Source organism: Nonomuraea sp. NPDC049625 (assembly GCF_040675285.1).
Taxonomy (GTDB): domain Bacteria; phylum Actinomycetota; class Actinomycetes; order Streptosporangiales; family Streptosporangiaceae; genus Nonomuraea; species Nonomuraea angiospora_A.
Genome location: NZ_JBFAOQ010000006.1, coordinates 634,800 through 659,215 on the forward strand (window position 1 = coordinate 634,800; position 24,416 = coordinate 659,215).

Sequence of the window (24,416 nt, forward strand, 5' to 3'; positions counted from 1 at the left end):
GAGGGTACGGCCTGTTGTCAAGTCGCACCCCCAGAACGACTCAGTTAGCCTGGCATATCGGAGAAACGGCAGATCTTCGCGAACTCCCCGGCGTCGATGCTGGCACCGCCCACGAGCGCGCCATCGACATCGGGTTGAGCCATGATCCCCGCGATATTGCCCGACTTGACCGAGCCTCCGTAAAGGATACGGATCCCGGCGGCCACTTCGGAGTCGTAGAGCTCCGCGAGTCTGACTCGCAGCGCGCCACAAACCTCCTGGGCGTCCTCCGGGGTGGCCACCTCACCGGTGCCGATCGCCCACACCGGTTCGTAGGCCACCACTATCGATTTTGCCTGCTCGGCGCTGATTTTGCGCAGCGCGCCGTCGAGTTGTCCAAGACTGTGCGCGATGTGGCCGCCCTCTTGACGCACGGACAGCCCCTCCCCGACGCACAGGATCGGGGTGAGCGAGTGCCGGTAGGCGGCCTGCACCTTGGCGTTGACCAGGTCGTCGTCCTCGTGGTGGTACTGCCTCCGCTCCGAGTGGCCGATCACCACGTAGGTGCAGCCGAGCTTGGCCAGCATGGCGCCCGAGATCTCACCGGTGTAGGCGCCGCCCTCGTGCTGCGACAGGTCCTGGGCGCCGTACACGATCCTCAGCTTGTCGCCGTCGACCAGCGTCTGCACGCTGCGCAGGTCGGTGTACGGCGGCAGGACGGCGACCTCGGCCTTGTCGAAGTCCTTGTCGTTGAGTGCGAAGGCCAGCTTCTGGACCAGCGCGATGGCCTCGAGGTGGTTGAGGTTCATCTTCCAGTTGCCGGCGATGAGCGGCTTGCGCGTGCTCATAGGTTGCTCAGTCCTCCAGGGCCTCGAGTCCGGGGAGGGCCTTGCCCTCAAGGTATTCGAGGCTGGCCCCGCCACCGGTGGAGATGTGCGAGAAACCGTCCTCGGGGAGCTCCAGCTTCCGCACGGCCGCCGCCGAGTCGCCGCCGCCCACCACGGTGAAGGCCCCTTCGGCGCTGGTACGGGCGATCAGCGCCTCGGCCACCGCCCTGGTGCCGCCGGAGAACGCGTCGAACTCGAACACGCCCATGGGGCCGTTCCAGAAGACGGTCCTGGCGTCGGCCAGCTTCGAGGCGAACAGCTCGCGCGTCCTGGGCCCGATGTCGAGCCCCTCCCGGTCCGCCGGGATCTCGGTGGCCGCGACCACGTCGTGCTCGGCGTCCGGCCCGAACGAGACCGCCGCCAGCACGTCGACCGGCAGCACGAGGTCGACGCCGCGCTCGGCGGCCGTGTTGAGGAAGCCGCGCACCTGGTCGAGCTGGTCCTCCTGGAGCAGCGACTTGCCGACCTCGTAGCCCTGGGCCTTGAGGAACGTGTACGCCATCCCGCCGCCGATCAGCAGCCGGTCGACCTTGGTCAGCAGGTTGGCGATGACACCGAGCTTGTCGGAGACCTTGGCGCCGCCCAGCACCACCACATAGGGCCGCTCGGGGCTCTCGGTCAGCTTCTTCAGCACCTCGACCTCGGCCACGACCAGCCCGCCCGCCGCGTGCGGCAGCAGCTTGGGCACGTCGTAGACGCTGGCGTGCTTGCGGTGCACCGCGCCGAACCCGTCGCCCACGTAGAGCTCGGCCAGCCCCGCCAGCTTCCCGGCGAACGCGGCCCGCTCGGCGTCGTCCTTGGACTCCTCGCCCGGCTCGTAGCGCAGGTTCTCCAGCAGCGCGACCTCGCCGCCCTGGAGCGTTTCAACCGTGCCATGGGCGCTGTCGCCGACCACGTCGGTCGCGAACGCCACCTCCTGGCCCAGCAGCTCGCCCAGCCGCCTGGCCACCGGCCTGAGCGAGTATTTCGGGTCGGCCTTGCCCTTGGGCCTGCCCAGATGGGCACAGACGACGACCTTGGCGCCCCGTTCCACCAGCGCCTTGATCGTCGGCACCGACGCCCGGATGCGGCCGTCGTCGGTGATCGTCTCCCCGTCGAGGGGGACGTTGAGGTCGACGCGCACAAGCACGCGCCGCCCCTTCACGTCGAGCTCGTCGAGCGTGCGCATGCTCATGCTCCTGTTCATTGCCTCCGCTCCGCGGAGGCGGGCTCGGTCGCTTCGAGCCGTCGCCTTCCCTCGTCGCTCCGGTCGCTTCGCTCCCGACGCTCCTCGGTCCAGGCGACGGCGCTCCCTCGCGAACACATGGGCCCCACCCCCACGGCGGCGGCTTGTTCGCTCTGAGCCGTTGCCCTCCCTCACCGGGCAAGGCAACGGCGTTCCCCCACGGACTCGGTGGGTCAGAGGTCGCGGCCGACCAGCTCGATCAGGTCGGCGAGGCGGTTGGAGTAGCCCCACTCGTTGTCGTACCAGCCGACGACCTTGACCTGGTTGCCGATGACCTTGGTCAGGCCGGCGTCGAAGATGCAGGAGTGCGCGTCGGTGACGATGTCGGAGGAGACGATCTGGTCCTCGGTGTAGCTGAGGATGCCCTTGAGCGGCCCCTCGGCGGCGGCCTTGACCGCGGCGTTGACCTCCTCGACGGTGACCTCGCGGCTGACGTCGACGGTGAGGTCGGTGGCCGAGCCGGTGGGGATCGGCACGCGCATGGCGAAGCCGTCGAGCTTGCCCTTGAGCTCGGGCAGCACCAGGCCGATGGCCTTGGCGGCGCCGGTGGAGGTGGGCACCACGTTGAGCGCGGCGGCGCGGGCGCGGCGCAGGTCGCCGTGCGGGCCGTCCTGGAGGTTCTGGTCCTGCGTGTACGCGTGGATGGTGGTCATCAGACCCTTCTCGATGGTGAAGGTGTCGTGAAGGACCTTGGCCATCGGCGCCAGGCAGTTGGTCGTGCAGGAGGCGTTGGAGATGATCGTGTGGCTGGACGGGTCGTAGCTCTTCTCGTTGACGCCCATCACGATCGTGACGTCCTCGTTCTTCGCCGGAGCGGAGATGATGACCTTCTTCGCGCCGTTCTCGGCGTGCACCTTGGCCTTGGTGGCGTCGGTGAACAGGCCCGTCGACTCCACGACCACGTCCACACCGAGGTCGCCCCAGGGCAGCTTGCCCGGGTCGCGCTCGGCGAAGACCTTGATCGCCTTGCCGTCGACCGCGATCTCGTCGCTCGTGGCCTTCACCTCGTAAGGCAGGCGGCCCAGGATGCTGTCGTACTTCAGCAGGTGGGCGAGCGTCGCGTTGTCGGTCAGGTCGTTGACCGCGACGATCTCGATGTCCTTGCCGCTGGCGGCGACAGCGCGCCAGAAGTTGCGACCGATGCGGCCGAAGCCGTTGACGCCTACGCGGATGCTCACGGGAACCGATCTCCTCGAAACCAGGTGGCGGGCTGAAACCTCAACCACGAACCCTATCGGACCTAAATTGGTTTAGACCACTGCAGGTCCCCGCATGTGAATCAGCGTTCCGGAGGCACGTTTTGCGAGGTTCGAGTAAAGTGCCCGACTCATCGATGTAAATTCGTGCATTCTCTGGGGGCTGAGATGTCACACAAGCGGTCCGGCCTGCTGCCCGGACTCATTGTAGGCGTACTATCTGCGCTGGTCAGCGCGGCAGTGCTGGGGGCGGCCGTGCTGTTCCAGACCCGCCTGCCCGCCGCCGTGATCGCCTTCGGCAACGGCCATCCGCTGTCGCTGGCCTCGTCTCTCGTGGTCGCGCTGATCGTCGCCCTGGCGATGGGCGCGGTACGGCCCCGCAGCATCCTCCTGATCCCCGTGGCCGCGCTGTACGCGGGCGGCGCCATGGCCGCGGGTCAGATCGCCGGCTCGTCGATCATGATCGGCTCCACCCTGCACACCCCGCCCGCCGAGCGCGGCCCCGCCGACCTGTCCGACATCACGCTGGACAACTTCTCCGCCGGCCTCCCCTACGCGCCCGCGCTCTACCGCGATCCGCTCTCGGTCTCGTGGGCGGCCTGGCTCTACATCGCCGTGGCCGCCCTCGCCGCGCTGCTCCTGCTGACCTTGCGCGTGGTACGGGTCCGCCGCGCCCAGAGGGCCCAGGCGGCCGAGGCGGAGTCGGAGTCGGCGGAGCCGGAGTACCGCGCCCCGTTCGAGCCCGCCCAGGCCCCCACCCCGAAGCCGACAACGGACCTGTTCACTCCCCGCAACCCCACCAAGGACTGACCACCCCCACCCCACCAGCCCCGGGCCCCACCCCCGCCCCACTGACAGGCACCTCGCGACCGTCCGCCGGCCCACCGCGACCGTCCGCCGGCCCACCGACAGGGCACACCCAGCCACTCCGCACCCCGCCGACCGACGCTCCCAACCGCTCGTCGGCCCACCCACCGGACGCCGACTCACCGGGCGCCGACCCACCAGGCGCCGACCCACCCAAGTGCCCAGCCAGCGCCCAACCCGGCGCCAACCAGCCAAGTGCTCCAACCAGCCGGTGGACGGCCTACGCACCCCGACCACCCGCCAACCCGGCCACCGGCACCTAACGAGCCAGCACGTCGCCTCTGGGCCCTCCTGCGCCGCGCACAGCCACCGCGAGTCCACGGCTCACGAGCCACCGGCACCCGGACCACCAACGCTGCAGCCACTGGCCGCCCACCAGGCACTCCAGCCCCCAGCCATCCACGCAACGCACCAGTCATCGGCCCCCGGCCAAGCCGACCACGGAGCCGGCCCAGAATGCGCGTCGTCACGGCGAGCAACCCGTGAGCCTTCACGACCGGCCATGACAGACGGCCACCCACGTCGGCGCGTGCGGCCCACCGTGCGCAGCCGTAAAGGATGGGCCTGAGGACCGGTGCGCGGCCGTAAGAGACGAGCTTGAAGCGCACACCGCAGGTGACCGGGCCCCCACCAGGCACAGCCGCGGCATCTGGAGATCTAGAAAGTCACGGGGCCAGCATGTCGACGGTGAGGTTGGCCTCGGTGTTGGGGATGCCCATGTCGGAGGCGCGCTTGTCGGCCATGGCCAGCAGCCGCCGGATCCGCCCCGCGATGGCGTCCTTGGTCAGCGGCGGGTCGGCGATCTGCCCCAGCTCCTCCAGAGACGCCTGCTTGTGCTCCACCCGCAGCCGCCCCGCCACCACCAGATGATCGGGCGCCTCGTCCCCGAGGATCTCCAGAGCGCGCTGCACCCGCGCCCCCGCCGCCACCGCCGCCCGCGCCGACCGCCGCAGGTTGGCGTCGTCGAAGTTGGCCAGCCGGTTGGCGGTGGCCCGGACCTCGCGGCGCATCCGGCGCTCCTCCCAGGCCAGCACGCTGTCGTGCGCCCCCAGGCGGGTGAGCAGCGCGCTGATGGCGTCGCCGTCGCGCACCACGACGCGGTCGACGCCGCGCACCTCGCGCGCCTTGGCGTGGATCTTGAGCCGCCGCGCCGAGCCCACCAGGGCGAGCGCCGCCTCCGGACCCGGGCAGGTGACCTCGAGCGACATCGAACGCCCCGGCTCGGTGAGGGAGCCGTGCGCGAGGAACGCGCCCCGCCAGGCGGCCTCGGCGTCGCAGGCGGCCCCCGCCACCACCTGGCGGGGCAGGCCGCGCACCGGGCGGCCGTGGTTGTCGATGAGGCCCGTCTGGCGCGCGAGCGCCTCGCCGTCGCGGTAGACCCGCACGACGTAGCGCGAGCCCTTGCGCAGGCCGGCGGGCGCGAGCACCAGCACCTCGGCCTTGTGCCCGAACACCTCGCCGATGTCCTTGATCAGTCGCCGTGCGGTGGCGTTCGTGTCGAGCTCGGCCTCGATCACGATCCGTCCGCCCACCAGGTGCAGGCCGCTGGCGAATCGCAGCAGCGTGGAAACCTCCGCCTTGCGGCAGCACGGCTTCAGCACCGGCAGGCGGCTCAGTTCGTCTTTCACCACACCTGTCATGGCCATGCGTTAGTCCTCTCCCCCATCAGACCGGCTCTCAGCAGTCTCTCGCACCTTCGCGCCACGCCGACCAGGATCAACGCTTCTGGAGGAAAATCTCGTCCAGGACGGAGGCAAGACGTCGTGGGTCATGCCTCGGCGAGCCGTCCGCGGCGGCCACGTCGGCCATCACGAGGCGTGCGCCGAGCGCCGCAGCGGCCTTGTCCAGCGCGCCGGGGTCGTCCACCACTCCGGTGTCGGCGAGCACGACGTCGATCGACAGGTCGGGAGCGTGCTGCCTGAGCACCTCCAGGTGTTGCTGGGGGGAGAAATCGTCCGTCTCACCCGGCTGGGGCGCCAGGTTGAGGGTCACGAGCCGCTTGGCCTTGGTCGAGTGCAGGGCCCTGGCCAGCTCGGGCACCTTGAGATGCGGCAGCACGCTGGTGAACCACGATCCCGGCCCGAACACCACCCAGTCGGCCTCCTGCACCGCCTCGACCGCCTCGGGCCGCGCGGGCGGGTCCTCGGGCACGAGCGAGATCGCCTGCACCCGTCCGGGCGTCAGCGCGCACGCCACCTGCCCGCGCACGGTCGATCTGACGCCGTCGAGCTCCACCTCGGCCACGATGTCGAGCGGCACCGACGCCATCGGCAGCACCCGGCCGTGCGCGCCCAGCAGGCGTCCGACCCAGTCGAGCCCGGCCACGGGGTCGCCGAGCAGCTCCCACAGGGCCACGATGAGCAGGTTGCCGACAGCGTGCCCGTGCAGCTCGCCCTCGCTGCGGAAGCGGTGCTGCACCACCTCGCTCCAGGTGCTGCCCCACTCGTCGTCGCCGCACAGCGCGGCCAGCGCCATCCGCAGGTCGCCGGGGGGCAGCACGCCGAGCTCGCGCCTCAGCCGCCCGCTGGACCCGCCGTCGTCAGCGACGGTCACCACGGCGGTCAACCGGTCGGTCACCATCCGTAAGGCGGACAGGGACGCGTAAAGCCCGTGCCCGCCGCCCAGAGCCACGACGTGCGGCCCGAACCCCGAGAACGTCCGCGTGTACGTCCCGCGCTCCGGCACCGGGTTGCCCGCGGCCGGCCGCGCGAGCCGCACCGGGCACACCTCACCCTCCGAGGCCAGGTCCGGGTTCTCCGCACGCCCCACACCGACCCCCTCGGAACCCGTACTCTCAGCACGCCCTTCGGAGCCTGGACCCACCGCGTCCGAGCGGGTCACAGCGCCGGGAAGATCACCGTCCGCCGACCGCGGTGAACCTGCTGCTGCGAAGCCTTCATCGGTCACTCCCGCCCCACATCCCGATGGCTCACCTGGACCTCCATCCCGCGGTCGCGCAGGCGGGCGCCGACCTGTTCGGCCATGGCCACGCTACGGTGCTTGCCGCCCGTGCAGCCCACCGCGAGCGTCGCGTAACTCTTGCCCTCGCGCGCGTATCCGGCCGCGACCACCTGCAGGACCTCCTCGTACGCGTCGAGGAACTCCTTGGCCCCCGGCTGCCCGAGGACGTAGTCGCGCACGGGCGCGTCGAGCCCGTTCATCGGCCGCAGGTCCGGCACCCAGTGCGGATTGGGCAGGAACCGGCAGTCGACCACCAGGTCGGCGTCCACCGGCAGCCCGTACTTGAACCCGAAGGACACGACGTTGAGCCGCAGCCCCGGCCGGTCCTCACCGCCGAAGTACGCGACGATCTTGTTGCGCAGGTCGTGGACGTTGTGCGACGAGGTGTCGATCACCAGGTCGGCGTTGGCCCTGACCTCCCGCAGGATCCCCCGCTCCCGGGTGATCCCGTCGACCAGGCGCCCCTCTCCCTGGAGGGGATGCGGCCTGCGGACGTTCTCGAACCTGCGCACCAGCTCCTCGTCGCTGGCCTCCAGGAACACCACCCGCACCCGCACGCCGCGCCCCTCGAGCTCCTCGATGGCCGCGTTGAGGTCGGTGGTGAAGGCCAGGCTGCGCACGTCGACGACGGCCGCCACCTTGTCGGCCGCCAGCTTGACCTTGCCCGCCTCCTCCGCCATCGCGAACAGCAGCCCGGGCGGCAGGTTGTCGATGACGAACCAGCCCAGGTCCTCGAGCGCTTTGGCGGCTGTGCTGCGTCCCGCCCCGGACATGCCGGTGACGATGACGAACGCCGGCTCGGTGCTCATTGCCTCTCTCCGTCCCGCACGCCCTGCCCGGGCGCGCCACCATGGCGGAGGCACCCGGACACGCCGTGGCATCCTGGCGAGATCATGGTGACTCTCCCTTCAGTGTCGACACGATGACCTCGGCGATGGACGGGCCGATGCCGGGAACCTCGCACATTTCCGCGGCAGTGGCCTCGCGTAGCTTCTTCACGGAGCCGAAGTGTTTGAGCAGCGCCTGCCTGCGCGCCGGCCCGAGGCCGGGCACGCCGTCGAGCGCGCTCTCCTTCACCGTCTTGGACCTCTTGGAACGATGGTAGGTGATGGCGAACCTGTGTGCCTCGTCCCGCACGCGTTGCAGCAGGTAGAGACCCTCGCTTGAACGAGGCATGATCACCGGCTGGTCATCGCCGGGCAACCACACCTCCTCCAGCCGCTTGGCCAGCCCGCACACGGACACGTCGTCGATGCCGAGCTCGTCGAGCGCCCGCTGCGCGGCGGCCGCCTGGGGACCCGCGCCGTCGACGACGACGAGGTTGGGCGGATAGGCGAACTTGCGCGGTTTGCCGGTCTCAGGGTCGATGGGGCCGTGGCCGGTGTCGTCGTCGGCGACCAGCTCGCCGGTGGCCGAGCGTTCCTCCAGGTAGCGGCGGAAGCGGCGCATGATCACCTCGTAGATCGAGGCGACGTCGCCCTCCTTCGTCTTGACGGCGAAGCGCCGGTATTCGCTCTTGCGCGCCAGCCCGTCCTCGAAGACGACCATCGACGCCACGACGTTCTCGCCCTGCAGGTGGGAGACGTCGTAGCACTCGACGCGCAGCGGCGCCTGGTCGAGGTCGAGCGCGTCGGCGATCTCCTGCAGCGCCTTGCTGCGGGTGGTCAGATCGCTGGCGCGGCGGATCTTGTGCTGCGCCAGCGACTCCTTGGCGTTGCGCTCGACGGTCTCCATCAGCGACTTCTTGTCGCCGCGCTGCGGCACGCGCACCTCGACACGGGCCCGGCGCTGCTCGGTCAGCAGCTCGGCGACCGCGTCGTTGTCGGGCGGCAGCGCGGGCACGAGCACCTCGCGCGGCATCGAGTCGGGGCTCGCCTCGGCATACATCTGGAGCAGGAACTGCTCGACCAGCTCGCCGGGGGAGGTGTCCTCGACCTTGTCGACCACCCAGCCGCGCTGGCCGCGGATGCGGCCGCCGCGCACGTAGAAGACCTGAACGGCGGCTTCGAGCGGGTCCTCGGCCAGCGCGATCACGTCGGCGTCGGTGCCCTCGCCGAGCACCACGGCCTGCTTCTCCAGCGCCCGCTGCAACGCCTGGATGTCGTCGCGCAGCCGCGCGGCGCGCTCGTACTCCTGCTCGCCGGCGGCCTCGCGCATCTCCTTCTCGAGACGCTTGATGAAGCGGCTGGTGTTGCCCGCCATGAAGTCGCAGAAGTCCTCGGCCAGCTCGCGGTGCTCCTCCGGGGTGACCCGACCGACGCACGGCGCCGAGCACTTGTCGATGTAGCCGAGCAGGCACGGGCGGCCGATCTGGCCGGCCCGCTTGAACACCCCCGCGGTGCACGTGCGCACCGGGAAGACCCGCAGCAGCAGGTCGACGGTCTCGCGGATGGCCCATGCGTGCGAATAGGGGCCGAAGTAGCGCGTGCCCTTGCGCTTGGCCCCGCGCATGACCTGCACGCGCGGGAAGTCCTCGCCCATGGTGACCGCGAGGTAGGGGTACGACTTGTCGTCGCGGTATTTCACGTTGAAGCGCGGGTCGAACTCCTTGATCCAGGAGTATTCGAGCTGCAGCGCCTCGACCTCGGTGCCGACGACGGTCCAGTCGACGTCGGCGGCCGTGGTCAGCATCGTCTGGGTCCGCGGGTGCAGCGCGGAGAAGTCGGCGAAGTACGAATTGAGCCGCTGGCGCAGGCTCTTGGCCTTGCCGACGTAGATCACCCGGCCGTGCGCGTCCCTGAACCGGTAGACCCCCGGGGAATCGGGGATCGAACCCGGCTTGGGCCGGAAACTCAAGGGGGTGCCCGCTGATCTCGCCACGTTCAAAGACTAGTAGCCCCCACCGACAAGGTTGCCCGCCGCGCCTTCCCACCAGGCGCGGCGGGCCCTCCCTGAACAGGGGCCCGCCTACGCGAGCGTGATCTGGTCGCCCTCGACCTTGATCTGCTGCGCGGGCAGCGGCTTGTCGGCCGGTCCGTCCTTGACCGAGCCGTCCGCGATGGCGAACTTGCTGTTGTGACACGGGCAGACGATCACCCCGTCCGAGACGCTGCCGACCGTGCACCCGTTGTGCGTGCACACGGCGCTGAACGCCTTGAACTCGCCCGAAGTGGGCTGCGTCACCACGATCTTCTGGTCCTTGAAGATCGTCCCGCCGCCGACGGGGATGTCGGCGGTCTTGGCCAGCGTCCCACCGGCTTGCGGCGCGCCGGACTGCGGGGCGCTCGACTCGGAGGCGGTGCCGGCGGACTGTGCGGTATCGGTGCCGCCGCCGCAGGCGGTGAGCGCCAGCGCGAGGCCGCCCGCACCGACGCTCGCGAACACTGCACGGCGACTCTGAAGGTCATCTCCCATGCGCTCACCCAACCGCACCTAGGTGAGAAATTCATGAGACGCGATCTACGCGAGCTTGATCTTGTCTCCGTCCACGGTGATCTTCTTCTCCTCAAGCGGCTCGCTCGCGGGCCCGTCCTTGACGGAGCCGTCGCTGATGTTGAACTTGCTGCCGTGACAAGGGCAGTTGATCGTCTTGTTCGCGACGGTGGCGACCGTGCAGCCCGCGTGGGTGCAGACCGCCGTGAACGCCTTGAACTCCCCGGCAGTCGGCTGCGTGACCACGATCTTCTCGTTCTCGAAGACCTTCCCACCGCCTTCGGGGATATCGGCCGTGTCAGCCAGCGCCTTGCCGCCGCCGCTCTTCGCCTCGGCCTTTTTCTTCTTCGGCGACGACGACTCCTCGGCGGGCTCCTCCGCCGGCGGCTCCGCACTCGCCTCCGTCGTCGGCGAGCCGTAGCTCGCACACGCCGTCAGAACCGCCGCGAGCCCGGCGCCGCCGGCGCCGAGCATCATCGCCCGGCGAGTCGTTTCCGTCATGGTGTGTTCCTCCCAGATTGGCTTTCACTTCAGGTACGGCCAGCGCCCTCGCGCCGGTTCAGCGTGCCCGAGCCCAATCCGGTTCTCTACGCATAAGTACGTGTTCAGCAGGCCACTTCACGCCGCCACTTCAGGCGCCACTTCAGGCGACCACGATGCCGTCACCCTCGACCCTGACCTTGTAGGACGTCAACGGGGCGCTCGCGGGCCCCTTGGTGGCCTTGCCACTGTCGGCGGCGAACTCGCTGCCGTGGCAGGCACACCTGATGACGTTCTCCTTGGGGGTGCTGACCGCGCAGCCCTTGTGCGTGCAGATCGAACTGAACGCCATGAAGACCCCCTGCGTGGGCTGGGTCACCACGACCTGCAGGTCCTCGATCACCTTGCCCCCGCCCACGGGCACGTCGGCGACCTTGGCGATGACCTTGCCCTTGAGACTCGGCTGGGCCTTGGCATCTCCCCCGCCACACCCCGCCAACGCCAGCGCACACGCCGCGACCCCGGCCGCCCCCAGCACCTTGCGCCGCCCGAACCCCGTTTCAGGCCCCGTTTCAGGCCCCGCTTCAGGCACGGCTGCGCCCCGCTCCGTAACCGTCATGAACTGCCGACCCTCCGCGTCGCCGCTGACCCCCTGCAGGTCAAGCCGTTACCATCACCCAACCTTATTGCCGCCACCCCTCGGTCCCCCCGCCGGGTAGCACCCCACCCCCACCGACGAGAAGGCCCGGCAACCCCCAACCACCCGACCAGCAAGGCGACCCAACAACCCCCAACCACCCACCCCAGCGAGGCGGCCAGCAGCCTTCAGCCATCAGCGCCAGCAAGGCAGCCAAACAGCCCCACCCGCTTACACCGGCGAGGCGACCCCCGTAGCCCTCGGCCACCCCACCGGCAAGGCACCCGACACCCCAACCACTCCAGCGCCGACGCGACCCGACACTCCCCACCAGCGGAGCAGCAAAGCAGCCCTCAGCCAATCCACACTGGCAACGCGGCCCAGCAGCCCTCAGCCGCTCACACCGGCGAGGCAGCCTCGCAGCCCCACAACCACCCCCACCAGCGAAACGGCCCAAAAACCCCACAACCGTCGGCATCCCGGCGGTCGGCTGCCGTGACTACCGCCCGGCGTGATCGACTGTCAGCGGGTGGTAGGCCGACGGTCAGCGCCGACGCCCACCCTGCCCATATGACTCTCACGACAGAACGCCCGACCACACCCCCCGTCCGACCCCGCTGGTGGCGGCGTCCCTGGGTGGCCCCTCTGGCGGTGGTGGCGATCGCGTTCGTCGCCTTCTCGCTGCCGCCCTACCTGTCCATGAACCCGGCCCAGTCCCGCGTGCCCGCCCCCGACTTCTTCCCACCTCACTTCGCGGTGCTGTCCCTGCACGTGATCTTCGGCTCGACCGCGATGATCACGTGCTGCCTGCAGATCTGGCCGTGGTTCCGCCAGCGCTATCCCCGCGCGCACCGCCGGATCGGCCGCGTGTACGTCTTCGGCGGCTGCCTGCCCAGCGGCGTTCTGGGCCTGATCGTGTCGGTGACCACGCCGTACTTCGGCCCGGTGACGGCGGCCAGCGGCGTCGTTCTCGCCACCCTCTGGGTGGCCTGCACGCTGGCGGGCTGGCGGATGGCCAGGCAGCGCAGGTTCGTCGACCACCGCCGGTGGATGGTCCGCAGCTTCGCCCTGACCCTGTCCATCATCACGAACCGCCTCTGGGGCGTCGTGTTCACCATCGCCCTGTCGCCCGAACTGGAGACAACCTTCCACGGCGACGAGACGCTGCTGGCGAGCATGGTAAGCGCGCTGAGCGCATGGCTGGGCTGGGTGCTGCCGCTGCTGTTCGCCGAGTGGTGGCTGGAGCGCGGCGACGCCGCCAAGCGCCGCGCCCGCGCCGCCGCCGCAAGCCGCCAAGCAGCCTGAACGCACACTTCGCCCCGCTACCACCCCGCGCACAGAACCAACGTCGCCCCGCTACTACCCGCGCACAAGCTACGAACGTCCCCCCTCTACCGCCCCGCGAACAAACTACGAATGTGCCCCCTCTATCGCCCCACGCACAAACTACGAACGTCCCCCCGTTACCACCCCGCGCACAACTACGGGCACCGCCCAGCGCCACCGCGCACAACTACGAACGCCGCCCACGCCACCGCGCATGAGCACCCACGTCCGCCCAACACCCGCTCGTGTGGACACCGCATCTCTCCGGCATCACCACTTCGCGCGTAAGCACGAATGTCGCCAGGCACCAGCACTGCGTGCCTAACCTCATCCAGCACGACCACCCCACGTGGGCGCTGTCCCCCACCAGCAACGCCCGCGCGGACACCCCGCGTCTGGCCGGCCGTCCCGGTGCGCCCCGGACCGCTGCGCCCGCACCGGGGTGCCGCAGCGGTCCGCACCGGAGCCGCCCGCCACCCGGGCACTCCGATCAGCCACACCGCCAGAACTACCGCCCGCACGAGGACACCCCCGTGCGGGATTCAGGCACGAGGACACCCCCGGGCGCGACTCAGAAGGAGAGAATCTTCCGCAGGAAGCGGCCCGTGTGGCTCTCGTCCACCAGCGCCACCTCCTCAGGCGTCCCGTTGGCGACCAGCGTCCCGCCCCGGGACCCACCCTCAGGCCCCATGTCGATGATCCAGTCAGCGGTCTTGATCACATCGAGGTTGTGCTCGATCACGATCACCGTGTTACCGCCGTCGACCAGCCGTCCGAGCACCCCCAGCAGTCGCCGGATGTCCTCGAAGTGCAGCCCGGTCGTCGGCTCGTCCAGGACGTAGATCGTCCGCCCCGTCTGCCGCCGCTGGAGCTCCGAGGCGAGCTTGACGCGCTGCGCCTCGCCACCGGACAGCGTGGTCGCGGGCTGCCCGAGCCGTACGTAGCCCAGACCCACGTCGTTGAGCGTCTGCAGGTGGCGCTTGATCGCCGGGATCGCCTCGAAGAAGCCCAGGGCCTCCTCGATCGGCATGTCGAGCACCTCGGAGATCGTCTTGCCCTTGTAGTGGACCTCCAGCGTCTCCCTGTTGTAGCGGGCGCCGTGGCAGACCTCGCAGGGGACGTAGACGTCCGGCAGGAAGTTCATCTCGATCTTGATAGTGCCGTCGCCCGCGCACGCCTCGCAGCGCCCGCCCTTGACGTTGAAGCTGAAGCGCCCGGGCTGGTAGCCGCGCACCTTCGCCTCGGCCGTGGCCGCGAACAGCTTGCGGACGTGGTCGAACACGCCCGTGTACGTGGCCGGGTTGGAACGCGGCGTGCGCCCGATCGGCGACTGGTCGACGTGGACGACCTTGTCCACGTGGTCCATGCCGTTGATCCGCGAGTGCCGCCCCGGCACCGTGCGGGCGCCGTTGAGCTCCTTGGCCAGCGCGTTGTAGAGGATGTCGTTGACCAGCGTCGACTTGCCGGACCCCGACACACCCGTGACCGCCGTGAACACGCCCAGCGGGAAGTCGATGTCGACACCCTTGAGGTTGTGCTCGCGCGCCCCCTTGACCGTGATCTGCCGCTTCCTGTCGCGCTTGCGGCGCTTGGCCGGGATCGCGATGCTCTTGCGGCCGGACAGGTACTGGCCGGTCAGCGACTCCTCGCTGCTCAGGAGGTCCTGGACAGTGCCGGACACGACGACCTGGCCACCGTGTTCGCCGGCGCCGGGGCCGATGTCGACCACCCAGTCGGCCGCCGCGATCGTGTCCTCGTCGTGCTCGACCACGATCAGCGTGTTGCCCATGTCGCGCAGCCGGACGAGGGTGTCGAGCAGCCGCATGTTGTCACGCTGGTGCAGGCCGATGGACGGCTCGTCGAGCACGTACAGGACGCCGACCAGGCCGGAGCCGATCTGCGTGGCCAGCCTGATGCGCTGGGCCTCGCCGCCCGCCAGGGTGGCGGCGGCGCGGTCCATGGTCAGGTAGTCGAGGCCGACGTCGAGCAGGAAGCCCATGCGGGCGTTGATCTCCTTGACCACCCGCTCGGCGATGTGCATGTCGCGGTCGGACAGCTTGAGCCCGGCCAGGAACTTCGCGCACTCGCCGATCGACATGGCCGCGACCTCGGCGATCGACTTGTCGGCGACGGTGACCGCCAGCGTGACCGGCTTGAGCCTGGCGCCCTTGCAGGCCGGGCACGGGATCTCCCGCATGTAGCCCTCGAACCGCTCGCGGGTCGAGTCGCTCTCCGCCTCGGCGTGCCGGCGCTGCACCCACGGGATGACGCCGTCGTAGGTGGTGTAGTAGGAGCGCTGGCGGCCGTAGCGGTTGCTGTAGCGGACGTGGACCTGCTCGTCGTGGCCGTACAGCAGCGACTTCTGCGCCTTCTTCGGCAGCTTCTCCCACGGCGTGTCGAGGGTGAACCCGACCGTGTGGCCGAGCGCCTCGATCAGCCTGACGAAGTATTCGCTCGTGTGGCCGCCGGACCAGGGGTGGAGCGCGCCGTCGCCGAGCGTGCGCTCGGGGTCGGGCACCACCAGGTCGGGGTCCACCTCCATCTTCGTGCCGAGGCCCGTGCACTCGGGGCAGGCGCCGAACGGGGAGTTGAACGAGAACGAGCGCGGCTCCAGCTCCTCGAACGACAGGTCGTCGTAGGGGCAGTAGAGGTGCTCGGAGTAGAACCGCTCCCGGTTGGGGTCGTCCTCCGGCAGGTCGACGAACTCGAGCGTGATCGTGCCGCCGGACAGCTGCAGCGCGGTCTCGACCGAGTCGTTGAGCCGGCGCCGCGCCGACTCCTTGACCGACAGGCGGTCGACGATGACCTCGATGTCGTGCTTCTCGTACTTCTTCAGCTTCGGCGGCTCCTCCAGCCGCACGACCGTGCCGTCGACCCTGGCCCTGGCGAAACCCTTGGTCTGCAGCTCGCGGAACAGCTCGGCGTATTCGCCCTTGCGGCCCCTGATGACCGGCGCGAGCACCTGGAAGCGAGTGCCCTCCTCCAGATCCATCACGCGATCGACGATCTGCTCGGGCGTCTGCCTGGCGATCGGCCGCGCGCACACCGGGCAGTGCGGCTTGCCGATGCGCGCCCACAGCAGCCTCAGATAGTCGTAGACCTCGGTGATCGTGCCGACGGTCGAGCGCGGGTTCTTACTGGTGGCCTTCTGGTCGATCGACACCGCGGGCGACAGGCCCTCGATGAAGTCGACGTCGGGCTTGTCCATCTGGCCGAGGAACTGGCGGGCGTACGCCGACAGCGACTCGACGTAGCGCCGCTGGCCCTCAGCGAAGATCGTGTCGAAGGCCAGGCTCGACTTCCCGGAGCCGGACAGGCCGGTGAAGACGATCAGCGAGTCTCGCGGCAGGTCGAGCGAGACGTCCTTGAGGTTGTGTTCTCGTGCACCACGCACGATCAGGCGGTCTGCCACGGCGATCCCGGAGGTCAAAAGGCGGATAGGTCCACGGGGGATGGTAGACGGAGGCTCCGACAATTTCGGCGGACCGTTGCCCGGCCCCCGAAAATCCGTCCCTCACAGGTTACGGCCATCTCCCACCCCGGCAGGAGCCCTTCCACATTCAACCAGCTGACCTGCGGCTTTATGCCGGGCGCCAGCCCACGCCCCCAACTGATGAAATATCCAGACATGACCGTCCTACTCGCGCTGCAGGCCGAGCTGGCCTCGTCCACCAGCCGGCTGCTGGCCACAGCCGCGTCCCTGTCCGACGCCGATCTCGCCGAGCCCTCCCTCCTGCCCGGCTGGACCAGAGGACACGTGCTCGCCCACGTCGCGCAGAACGCCGACTCCCACCTCAACCTCCTGACCTGGGCGAAGACGGGCGTCAAAGTCCCACAGTACGCCTCCCACGAGGCCAGGACCGCCGCGATCGAGGCCGCTTCCACCTACCCAGCCGCCCGGCACCTGGCCGACCTCGAGGAAGGCGCGGCCCGCCTGGCCGCCGCCGTCCGCGACCTGCCCCAGGACCGCTGGTCGGCCCGGGTGGAGGGCATGCGCCCGCCCGAGCACCCCGCCTGGTACCTCCTGGTACGTCGCCTGCGCGAGATCGGCCTGCACCACGTGGACCTGGCCGCCGAGTACGGCCCCGCCGACTGGCCCGCACCGTTCGTCCTGCGCGAACTCCACGACTGCCGCGCCTGCTGGCCGCACGCCCGCGGCACGGTGAGCGAGATCATGCTCAAGAACCCGGCGGGCGGGATCACCGCCAGGTGGCCCGGCCTCGGCCCCGGCCCCGCGGTCGAGGGCGCGCCGGCCGACATGCTGGCCTGGCTGACCGGCCGGTCGAGGGGTGAGGGCGTTACCCTGGTGCCAGTGGGGCAGTCGTTCACGCCCGCGGGCGAGGGCCTTCCGGAGCCGCCGCCGTGGCTGACGATGCCGGCCCCCGCTGATCTGCCCACGACACCCCCGAAGGACTACCCATGACCTACACAGGTGACGTCCAGGTCGGCGGCCCCGCCGACGTGCGCGAGCTGCCCGCGCTCACGATCTACAAGCTCGCCGTCGGCCCGTTCGACAACAACGCGTACCTGCTGCGTTGCTCGGAGACCGGCGACGGGCTGCTGATCGACGCGGCCGCCGACGCCGATCGGCTGCTCGCCCTGATCTCCGACCGGCCGGTCGGAGAGATCGTCACGACCCACCAGCACGGCGACCACTGGCAGGCTCTTGAGCAGCTGACCAAGGTCACCGGCGCCGAGGTGATCGCCCACCCGCTCGACGCGCCCGCCCTGCCCGTGCCGGTGGACCGCACGGTCGAGCACGGCGACACGATCACCGTCGGCGCCGTCACGCTGGAGGTCATCCACCTGCGCGGCCACACGCCGGGCTCGATCGCCCTGCTGTACGACGGCGGCGAGGCGGGACACCACCTGTTCACGGGCGATTCGCTGTTCCCCGGCGGCGTCGGCAACACCCAGAAGGACCCGCAGCGCTTCACCCAGCTCTACAACGACGTGGTGGAGCGCATCTTCGACCGCCTCCCCGACGAGACCTGGGTCTACCCGGGCCACGGCAAGGACACCACCCTCGCCACCGAACGCCCGTCCCTCCCCGAATGGAAGTCTCGCGGCTGGTGATCTAAGCGCCATTTGGGCAGGCCGCGCTGTTGGGGACAGACTTGCGCGGCCTGCCACTTGGGGACGACCGTCTGAGAGCAAGAAACGCCTCTTCCGCGAGGGGCGCCGCCCTCTCGATGCCGCCGTGGTCCGGCTCACCACGGAGTCGGCCCAGAACGCGCGTCGTCACGGCGAGCAACCCGTGAGCCTTCACGACCGGCCATGACGGACGGCCACCCACGTCGGCGCGTGCGGCCCACCGTGCGCAGCCGTAAAGGATGGGCCTGAGGACCGGCGCGCGGCCCACCGTGCGCAGCCGTAAAGGATGGGCCTGAGGACCGGCGCGCGGCCCACCGTGCGCAGCCGTAAAGGATGGGCCTGAGGACCAGCGTGCGGCCCACCGTGCGCAGCCGTAAAGGATGGGCTTGAAGACCGGCGCGCGGTCCACCGTGCGCAGCCGCAAAAGATGGGCCTACGAGTGGGTGGAGAGGACGTGGAGGATGCGGTCGGCGGCGAGGGCGGGGTCGTCGGCCAGGCCGACGACCTCGCCCCACGACCACCGATAGAACCATCCGTCGGACATCGGCACGCAGTCGACGGTCTCCGCCAGTAGCGCCGTGTCGGGATCGCTGATCCGCAACGCGGGCGGGTAAGGCCGGAGCGTGGCCGTCAGGCCGCGTTGCTCCAGCTCCGTGGCCAGCTTGCCGAGATAGTACGTGCGCGTGTGCTCGCGCGGCGTAGCCGACATGGCTCCATCAAAGCCGAAGTAAGACGAAAAATCCCGGTCAGTTGTTAATACGTTCGGCCTCGCGGCGCTGCTCCCGCTTGTAGACCAGCACCCGCAGAGGGATCGCCGCCACGAGCGCGATCTGCATGCTCGCACCGATCTTGATCGGCATGTCGCCGCCCTCGGGCCAGGCCACCCAGAAGGTCAGGAACGCCACGTTCACCATGATCCAGCCCAGGACGCCCGCCAGGAGCTGGCCCTTCGGCTTGGGGTACTCGATCCGGCTGACCATCAGCCACGCCACGGCGAGCACGGCCAGCAGGGACCAGACGCTCGGCTGGAACAGCAGCACGATGGAGATCACGGTCATGGCCCCCATGGGGATGGGCAGGCCCATGAAGTCGCCGCTCTTGGTCTTGACGCAGGCGAACCTGGCCAGGCGTACGACGCCGGCCACCAGCACGGCCGCCGCCGCCCCGACCACCATCGGGAACGGCACCTCTTTGGTGAACCCTCCCCAGATCACGACCATGAACGCGGGCGCGAACCCAAAGCTGATGACGTCGGCCAGGTTGTCGAGCTCGGCGCCCATCGCGGAGGCTCGGAAACGCCGCGCCACGAGGCCGTCGAACAGGTCGCACGTCGCGCCGATGAGCAGCAGCACGATGGCGGTGGCGAAAGAGCTGGGAACGGGCGTGAAATGACCGCCGGCGACCGTCAGCTGCTGGATCGCGGAGTACGCCAGCACACACACCGCGAGGAACCCGCAGACCGCGTTGCCCAGCGAGAGGGAGTCCGCGGCGGACAGGCGGAACGCCTTGCCGACGGGACCACGAGGTTCTTCCTCATCCGCCTGCCAACTGCCAGCGTCAGCCGCGGTCAATTCTGGTCACCCCCGCAACCGTCTTCTCACCCACGGACACCGCGGGAGAGATCCCTTCGGGAAGGTAGATGTCGACGCGCGAACCGAACCTGATGAGCCCGATCCGCTCGGCCTGCGCCACCTTCGCACCGCTGCTCACGTATGGCACGATCCTGCGCGCCACCGCGCCCGCGATCTGCACCATCTCGATGTCGCCCAGCGTGGTCTCGAAATGCCACACCACGCGTTCGTTCTGGTCGCTGTCCTTGTTGAACGCCGGCAGAAACCCACCTGCCACATGCTGCACGGAGGTGACATTTCCCGCAAGAGGGGCCCGATTGACGTGTACGTTCAGCGGGCTCATGAAGATCGCGACCCTGGTGCGGCCGTCCGGCCACGGGTCGATGCTCTGCACCACGCCGTCGGCGGGCGACAGGACGCGTCCCTCGCCGGGAGTGCGGTCAGGGTCGCGGAAGAACCAGAGCATACCGCCGGTGAGTGCGCTCAGCGGCACCGCCGCGAGCGCCCAGCGCCGGTCTCGGCGCGTCAGCAGCGCGGTGGCGGCCGCCGCGGCCACCGTCGGGAGGAGCCACGGGGAGACCCCGCGTGCGAGCCTGACGCGGCTCGACTTGGCAGAATCGTCTGACACGTACAACCTTTGATGGTGACTGGATTGGGCGCTTTGCCGTGATGTTACAGAACTAGCAACTATTACACGGCACAACTACACAAGCAAAGCGCCTCGAAGCCCTTTTCGCTAGACCTGCTCCGGGTGCGGTTCCTCGCCCTTGCGCGCGTCGATGCGGGCCTTGATCAGGCTGGCCACGGTGGTGATGACCATGGTGGCGCCGATGACCGAGAGCGACACCCAGATGGGAATTTCGGGCGCCCAGGAGACATGGCTGGCGTGCAACGCCTCCAATATCAGCTTAACCCCGATGAACCCCAGGATGAACGCCAAACCATAGCTGATGTAGACCAGTCGCTGCAGCAGCCCGCCCAGCAGGAAGTAGAGCTGACGCAATCCCATCAGGGCGAACGCGTTGGCCGTGAAGACGATGAACGGGTCCTTGGTGAGCCCGAAGATCGCCGGAATCGAGTCGAGCGCGAAGAGCAGGTCGGTGCTTCCGATCGCGACCATCACGATGAGCATCGGGGTCACCATGCGCCGGCCGTCGATCTTGACGGTGACCTTGGAGCCGACGTACCCGTCGGTGGTGGGGAAGGCCCTGCGCACCCACCTCAGCACGACGTTCTCGTTGAACTCCTCTTCCTCGCCCTTGAGGTGCTGGCGGATGAGGTTGATCGCGGTGTAGACGAGGAAGGCGCCGAACACGTAGAAGAGCCAGCTGAAGCGCTCCAGGGCGGCGGCCCCGAGCGCGATGAAGATACCGCGCATCACCAGCGCGAGCAGGATGCCCACGAGCAGCACCTTGTGCTGGTATTGGCGTGGCACGGCGAATCTGCTCATGATGATGAAGAAGATGAAGAGGTTGTCGACGCTCAAGCTGTATTCGGTGATGTAGCCGGCGAAGAACTCACCGGCCTTGTCTCCTCCGACAGTGGCCCACAGGAGCACTCCGAACACAATGGCGAGAGCGACATAGAAGGTCACCCAGTATCCGGCCTGCCGCATGGAGAACTCTCGGGCTTCTCCACGGTCGACTATCCACAAGTCAATGGCGAGGACGACAAGGAGACCGCCGATCACGGCGATCCAGGCCCACACGGGTACAGTCACGTCAAGACCCTCCGGCATGCACGACTCATTGCCGGAGGTCTCTCCCGCCCGCTGAAAACCGCGGACCGGCAGCCCCGGGGGCCCCGTGGAGCGGGGCTGCACCGTGATGACGAGGCTGTCGCGAAGGGATACTCCCCTCCCTAACCCAGGCAGTATATGAGAACCGTTCGGCGCGGCCTAATCATCCTTTGGATCTTGACCACCGTAAACGGCCAGCACGCTCTCGACGGCGTCGTCATCCCCGGGCATCTCCAGCCCCCGCCGCGCGGCCGCCGCAGCCAGTGTTTCCGCAGCTCCGGGAGCTACGAGCGCCTGTACGGCCCGGCGCAGCGCCTCAACATCCCCGGGTGGAACCAAGATCCCAGCATCCCCCAAAATTTCTGGAATTCCACCCACATCGGATGCGATTGCCGGTGTTCCCGACATGAGCGCCTCGCGGAGGGTCAGCGGCTGGCCCTCCCACCGGCTCGGCATCACCAGCACGACGGCGGCCCCGAGCAGGTCGGGCACGTCGTCCCGGTTGCCGAGCAGCATCACGGGCAGGCTCTCGGCCTGGATCCTGCTCTGCAACTCCCCGCGCAGCGGCCCGTCCCCCGCGACCACGAACAGCGGCTGCTCGGACGGCCACGGCCCGGCGGCGACGTCGAGCAGCGTCTCGAGCCCCTTCTGCTGGGCCAGCCGGGCGATCGTCAGGAGCACCGGCCGGTCGCCCGCGCCCAGCTCGTCCCGGACCTGCCGCGGGGTGCGTGCCGCCGGCCGGAGCCCGGGCGCGGGCACGACGGCGGCCCGCACGTCCCGGGCCCCGAGCCGGGCCATGCCCATGCCGAGGTCCGGCGAGACGACGAGCACGTGATCGGCCCGCCGCGCCACGATGCGCTCCAGGACCCCGTAGACGAGCCCGACGAACCCTCCGGCAGTCAGCGCGTTGTGCAGGGTGACCACCAGTCGCGGCCCGCCCCGCTTCCCGAGGGCGGCCAGCGCCCCGGCCCGCAGACCGTGGGCGTGCACGACGTCGGCGTCCCGGGTCAACCGCCTGATGGCGAGCGCGGTGCGCAGGTCGTTCGCGGGGTGCGGCCGGTCCGAGACGGCCACCGCCGCGAACCGCGCCCCGGCACGACCGTAGGAGAACTGCTCCTCGACGCTGCGCGGCCCGATGACGGCCACCTGATGCCCGCGCCGCACCAGCCCTTCGACCAGCATCCGGACATACCGCCCGGTGCCGCCGGACGTGGTGCCCAGCACGAATGCCACCCGCACAACCCGCTCCTTCCTCGCCGCTCCCGGCCGCCGGGCCACGGAGCGGCCCGCTCAACCCCAGCCCGCTCAACCCCAGCCCGCTCAACCCGGCCCGCTCAAGCCCGTCTGCTCAACCCAGCCCGCTCAACCCAGCCCGCTCAAGCCCGTCTGCTCAACCCAGCCCGCTCGACCCTGCACGCTCTCAACCCCGCCCGCCCCGGCGCAGCAGCCCGGCCACGGCATCGGCGTCGGCTCGATCGACCAGGGCCACGACCACGGCCCCCACCACCAGCGCGACGGCGGCGGCCAGGACGGTGGCCCACACGTTGGGCCAGATGCCGCTCGCCCCGACCAGCCCCACCACGCCGGTCCCTGCCAGGTAACCCAGGAAACCGCCCCCGGCCGCCGCGACCGCCGCCCGGGGCAGGCCCGCCACCGCCGCGCTCCCCCGGGCGCGGACCACTGAGCCGAGCAGCAGCGCCCCGCCCACGCTCATGCCGACGCTCATCCCGAGCGCCAGGCCACCGATCTTCCACCCCCCGGGCAGTGCCAGCGCGAAGACCGCCTGCGCGACCGTCGCGACCACCCACGCGGTCACGGTCCCGGTGGCGACCTCCCGGCCGCGGCCGGCCGCGTAGAGGACCCGGCTCAGGTGCGCGATCAGCCCGTATCCGACCAGGCCCGGCGCGAACAGCGCGATGGCGTGCGCCAGCTCGGACGGGTCCACCTCGGTCTTGATCCCGAGGAACACCACCGCTCCCGGCCCCGACGCGGCGGCCAGCACCCCGGCGGCCAGCCCGGACACCAGCACCACGGCCCGCGTGGTGCGCGCCGCCAGCTCGGCGAACGCCCGCGGCTCGCCGGCCTGCGCGGACAGCCGGGGGAACGCGCTGGTGGCGATGGGCACGGCCAGCACCGCGTACGGCACCAGGTAGATCGCCCACGCGTAGTTGTAGACGACGATGGCGCCGTTGCCGATCGCGTGGTTGGACAGCACCAACACCATGATCGTGGCGGCCTGCTGGGCGAGGAGCGCGGCGATCCCGGCGAAGGCGAGGCGGCGCACCTGCCCGGCCACCCCGTCGGGGAATCGCAGGGTGGGCCGCCATCTCAGCCCCAGCCGCGCCGTGGGCCCGATCACGGCCAGCACCAGGGACAGCACACCCAGGCTGGTCCCCAGCGACAGCGCCAGCTCGGCCGGGCCCAACAGTGACTCAGGGTTGCTGTCGCCACCGCTGAGCGGCACGAACAGCAGGTAGGCCACGATGACCACGATGCTGGACACGAGGGGCGCGACCGCGGGCCCGGCGAAGCGCTTGTGCGCCTGCAGCACGCCGTAGAGCACGACGGCGACACCGTAAAGGGGGATCTGGGGCGCGAAGACGACGAGCATCCGGGTGGCGACCGCCGTCACCGCGCCCATGTCGCACCCTTTGATCGGGGAGCCGAAGAACAGCCCGATGACCGGCCCGGCGAACAGCGCGGTGAGCACGGCCAGCGGGACGAGCACCACGACCACCCACGTCAGCAGCGCCGAGCTGATCCACCCCACCCGCTTGCCGGTCTCCCGGTCGTCGTCCGAGGCCCGGGCGGCGAGCACCGGGACGACCATCCCGGCCAGGGCCCCGCCGACGACCACCTCGAACACGATGTTGGGGATCTGGTTGGCCGTCATGTAGGCGGTCGAGAGGCAGTTGGTCCCCACCGTCTGGGCGAAGGCGTACTGCTTGGCGAACCCGGCGACGCGTGCCAGCACCGTGATGGCCCCGATGAGCATGGCGCCGCCCGCGACCCCTCGCGCCGTCACCACTGCCACCCGGCCTCCCCAGCCCCGCGCCCGATCGCGCCGACGCAGAACATCCTGG

At 69.8% G+C, this 24,416-nt stretch carries 21 protein-coding genes; 4 read left to right on the top strand and 17 right to left on the bottom strand.

The genetic code is table 11. From position 1 onward, the window contains the following. Positions 1 to 44: 44 nt before the first annotated feature. The 3 genes from tpiA to gap all read right to left on the bottom strand — a co-directional run bounded on the left by tpiA (position 45) and on the right by gap (position 3,269). A complete protein-coding gene (gene tpiA, locus AB0J87_RS28870) occupies positions 45 to 827 on the bottom strand; it encodes a triose-phosphate isomerase (protein WP_350739957.1) in 783 nt (260 codons plus the stop codon). 7 nt (positions 828 to 834) lie between these two features. Further along, complete coding sequence (locus AB0J87_RS28875) at positions 835 to 2,034, bottom strand: phosphoglycerate kinase (RefSeq protein WP_363970066.1); 1,200 nt, start codon at positions 2,032 to 2,034, stop codon at positions 835 to 837. Between the two features lie 230 nt (positions 2,035 to 2,264). Beyond that, positions 2,265 to 3,269, bottom strand: coding sequence for a type I glyceraldehyde-3-phosphate dehydrogenase (gene gap / locus AB0J87_RS28880; RefSeq protein ID WP_363970068.1), 1,005 nt, complete (start codon positions 3,267 to 3,269; stop codon positions 2,265 to 2,267). A 273-nt stretch (positions 3,270 to 3,542) separates the two neighbouring features. Here gap and AB0J87_RS28885 point away from each other — a divergent pair, with 273 nt between their 5' ends. Further along, complete coding sequence (locus tag AB0J87_RS28885) at positions 3,543 to 4,097, top strand: hypothetical protein (protein ID WP_355200606.1); 555 nt, start codon at positions 3,543 to 3,545, stop codon at positions 4,095 to 4,097. A gap of 722 nt (positions 4,098 to 4,819) precedes the next feature. On the opposite strand, the gene whiA is transcribed toward AB0J87_RS28885, so the two are convergent. The 7 genes from whiA to AB0J87_RS28920 all read right to left on the bottom strand — a co-directional run bounded on the left by whiA (position 4,820) and on the right by AB0J87_RS28920 (position 11,586). After that, entirely contained in the window at positions 4,820 to 5,800 is a 981-nt protein-coding gene (gene whiA, locus AB0J87_RS28890) for a DNA-binding protein WhiA (RefSeq protein WP_350739945.1), read from the bottom strand. Between the two features lie 70 nt (positions 5,801 to 5,870). Then, positions 5,871 to 6,839 (bottom strand): uridine diphosphate-N-acetylglucosamine-binding protein YvcK, encoded by a 969-nt coding sequence (gene yvcK, locus AB0J87_RS28895; RefSeq protein WP_363970134.1) that lies wholly within the window; start codon positions 6,837 to 6,839, stop codon positions 5,871 to 5,873. 218 nt (positions 6,840 to 7,057) lie between these two features. Beyond that, complete coding sequence (rapZ, locus tag AB0J87_RS28900) at positions 7,058 to 7,924, bottom strand: RNase adapter RapZ (protein ID WP_355384327.1); 867 nt, start codon at positions 7,922 to 7,924, stop codon at positions 7,058 to 7,060. A gap of 82 nt (positions 7,925 to 8,006) precedes the next feature. Next, positions 8,007 to 9,911 (bottom strand): excinuclease ABC subunit UvrC, encoded by a 1,905-nt coding sequence (gene uvrC / locus AB0J87_RS28905; RefSeq protein WP_363970136.1) that lies wholly within the window; start codon positions 9,909 to 9,911, stop codon positions 8,007 to 8,009. A 111-nt stretch (positions 9,912 to 10,022) separates the two neighbouring features. Then, a complete protein-coding gene (locus tag AB0J87_RS28910) occupies positions 10,023 to 10,439 on the bottom strand; it encodes a Rieske (2Fe-2S) protein (protein WP_363970071.1) in 417 nt (138 codons plus the stop codon). Between the two features lie 75 nt (positions 10,440 to 10,514). Then, on the bottom strand, positions 10,515 to 10,988 hold the full coding sequence (locus AB0J87_RS28915) for a Rieske (2Fe-2S) protein (protein ID WP_350739937.1): 474 nt from the start codon (positions 10,986 to 10,988) through the stop codon (positions 10,515 to 10,517). Positions 10,989 to 11,130: 142 nt separating this feature from the next. Continuing rightward, entirely contained in the window at positions 11,131 to 11,586 is a 456-nt protein-coding gene (locus AB0J87_RS28920; RefSeq protein ID WP_363970073.1) for a Rieske (2Fe-2S) protein, read from the bottom strand. Between the two features lie 588 nt (positions 11,587 to 12,174). Here AB0J87_RS28920 and AB0J87_RS28925 point away from each other — a divergent pair. Continuing rightward, entirely contained in the window at positions 12,175 to 12,909 is a 735-nt protein-coding gene (locus AB0J87_RS28925) for a DUF2306 domain-containing protein (RefSeq protein ID WP_363970075.1), read from the top strand. A gap of 592 nt (positions 12,910 to 13,501) precedes the next feature. Here the strand turns inward: AB0J87_RS28925 and uvrA are convergent. Beyond that, complete coding sequence (gene uvrA, locus AB0J87_RS28930; protein ID WP_363970077.1) at positions 13,502 to 16,342, bottom strand: excinuclease ABC subunit UvrA; 2,841 nt, start codon at positions 16,340 to 16,342, stop codon at positions 13,502 to 13,504. A 216-nt stretch (positions 16,343 to 16,558) separates the two neighbouring features. On the opposite strand from uvrA, the gene AB0J87_RS28935 reads away from it, so the two are divergent. Continuing rightward, positions 16,559 to 17,353 carry a maleylpyruvate isomerase family mycothiol-dependent enzyme gene (locus AB0J87_RS28935; protein WP_363970079.1) on the top strand — a complete coding sequence of 265 codons (795 nt, stop codon included), beginning with the start codon at positions 16,559 to 16,561 and terminating at the stop codon, positions 17,351 to 17,353. Beyond that, complete coding sequence (locus AB0J87_RS28940) at positions 17,350 to 18,006, top strand: MBL fold metallo-hydrolase (protein WP_350739922.1); 657 nt, start codon at positions 17,350 to 17,352, stop codon at positions 18,004 to 18,006. The genes AB0J87_RS28935 and AB0J87_RS28940 overlap by 4 nt, the downstream gene beginning before the upstream one ends. Before the next feature lie 451 nt (positions 18,007 to 18,457). Here the strand turns inward: AB0J87_RS28940 and AB0J87_RS28945 are convergent, their stop codons facing one another. The 6 genes from AB0J87_RS28945 to AB0J87_RS28970 form a co-directional block, all read right to left on the bottom strand. Next, positions 18,458 to 18,733 (bottom strand): hypothetical protein, encoded by a 276-nt coding sequence (locus tag AB0J87_RS28945; protein WP_363970081.1) that lies wholly within the window; start codon positions 18,731 to 18,733, stop codon positions 18,458 to 18,460. A gap of 37 nt (positions 18,734 to 18,770) precedes the next feature. Continuing rightward, on the bottom strand, positions 18,771 to 19,595 hold the full coding sequence (gene pssA / locus AB0J87_RS28950) for a CDP-diacylglycerol--serine O-phosphatidyltransferase (protein ID WP_350739917.1): 825 nt from the start codon (positions 19,593 to 19,595) through the stop codon (positions 18,771 to 18,773). Further along, the gene (locus tag AB0J87_RS28955) at positions 19,582 to 20,223 is read right to left on the bottom strand and encodes a phosphatidylserine decarboxylase (RefSeq protein WP_350739914.1); all 642 of its coding nucleotides are present in this window, start codon (positions 20,221 to 20,223) and stop codon (positions 19,582 to 19,584) included. The genes pssA and AB0J87_RS28955 overlap by 14 nt, the downstream gene beginning before the upstream one ends. Before the next feature lie 108 nt (positions 20,224 to 20,331). Continuing rightward, on the bottom strand, positions 20,332 to 21,315 hold the full coding sequence (locus AB0J87_RS28960; protein ID WP_185077015.1) for a TerC family protein: 984 nt from the start codon (positions 21,313 to 21,315) through the stop codon (positions 20,332 to 20,334). 177 nt (positions 21,316 to 21,492) lie between these two features. Then, the gene (locus tag AB0J87_RS28965) at positions 21,493 to 22,572 is read right to left on the bottom strand and encodes a glycosyltransferase family 4 protein (RefSeq protein WP_363970084.1); all 1,080 of its coding nucleotides are present in this window, start codon (positions 22,570 to 22,572) and stop codon (positions 21,493 to 21,495) included. A gap of 181 nt (positions 22,573 to 22,753) precedes the next feature. Beyond that, positions 22,754 to 24,367, bottom strand: a complete 1,614-nt coding sequence (locus AB0J87_RS28970; protein WP_363970086.1) for a lipid II flippase MurJ — start codon at positions 24,365 to 24,367, stop codon at positions 22,754 to 22,756. Positions 24,368 to 24,416 lie beyond the last annotated feature (49 nt).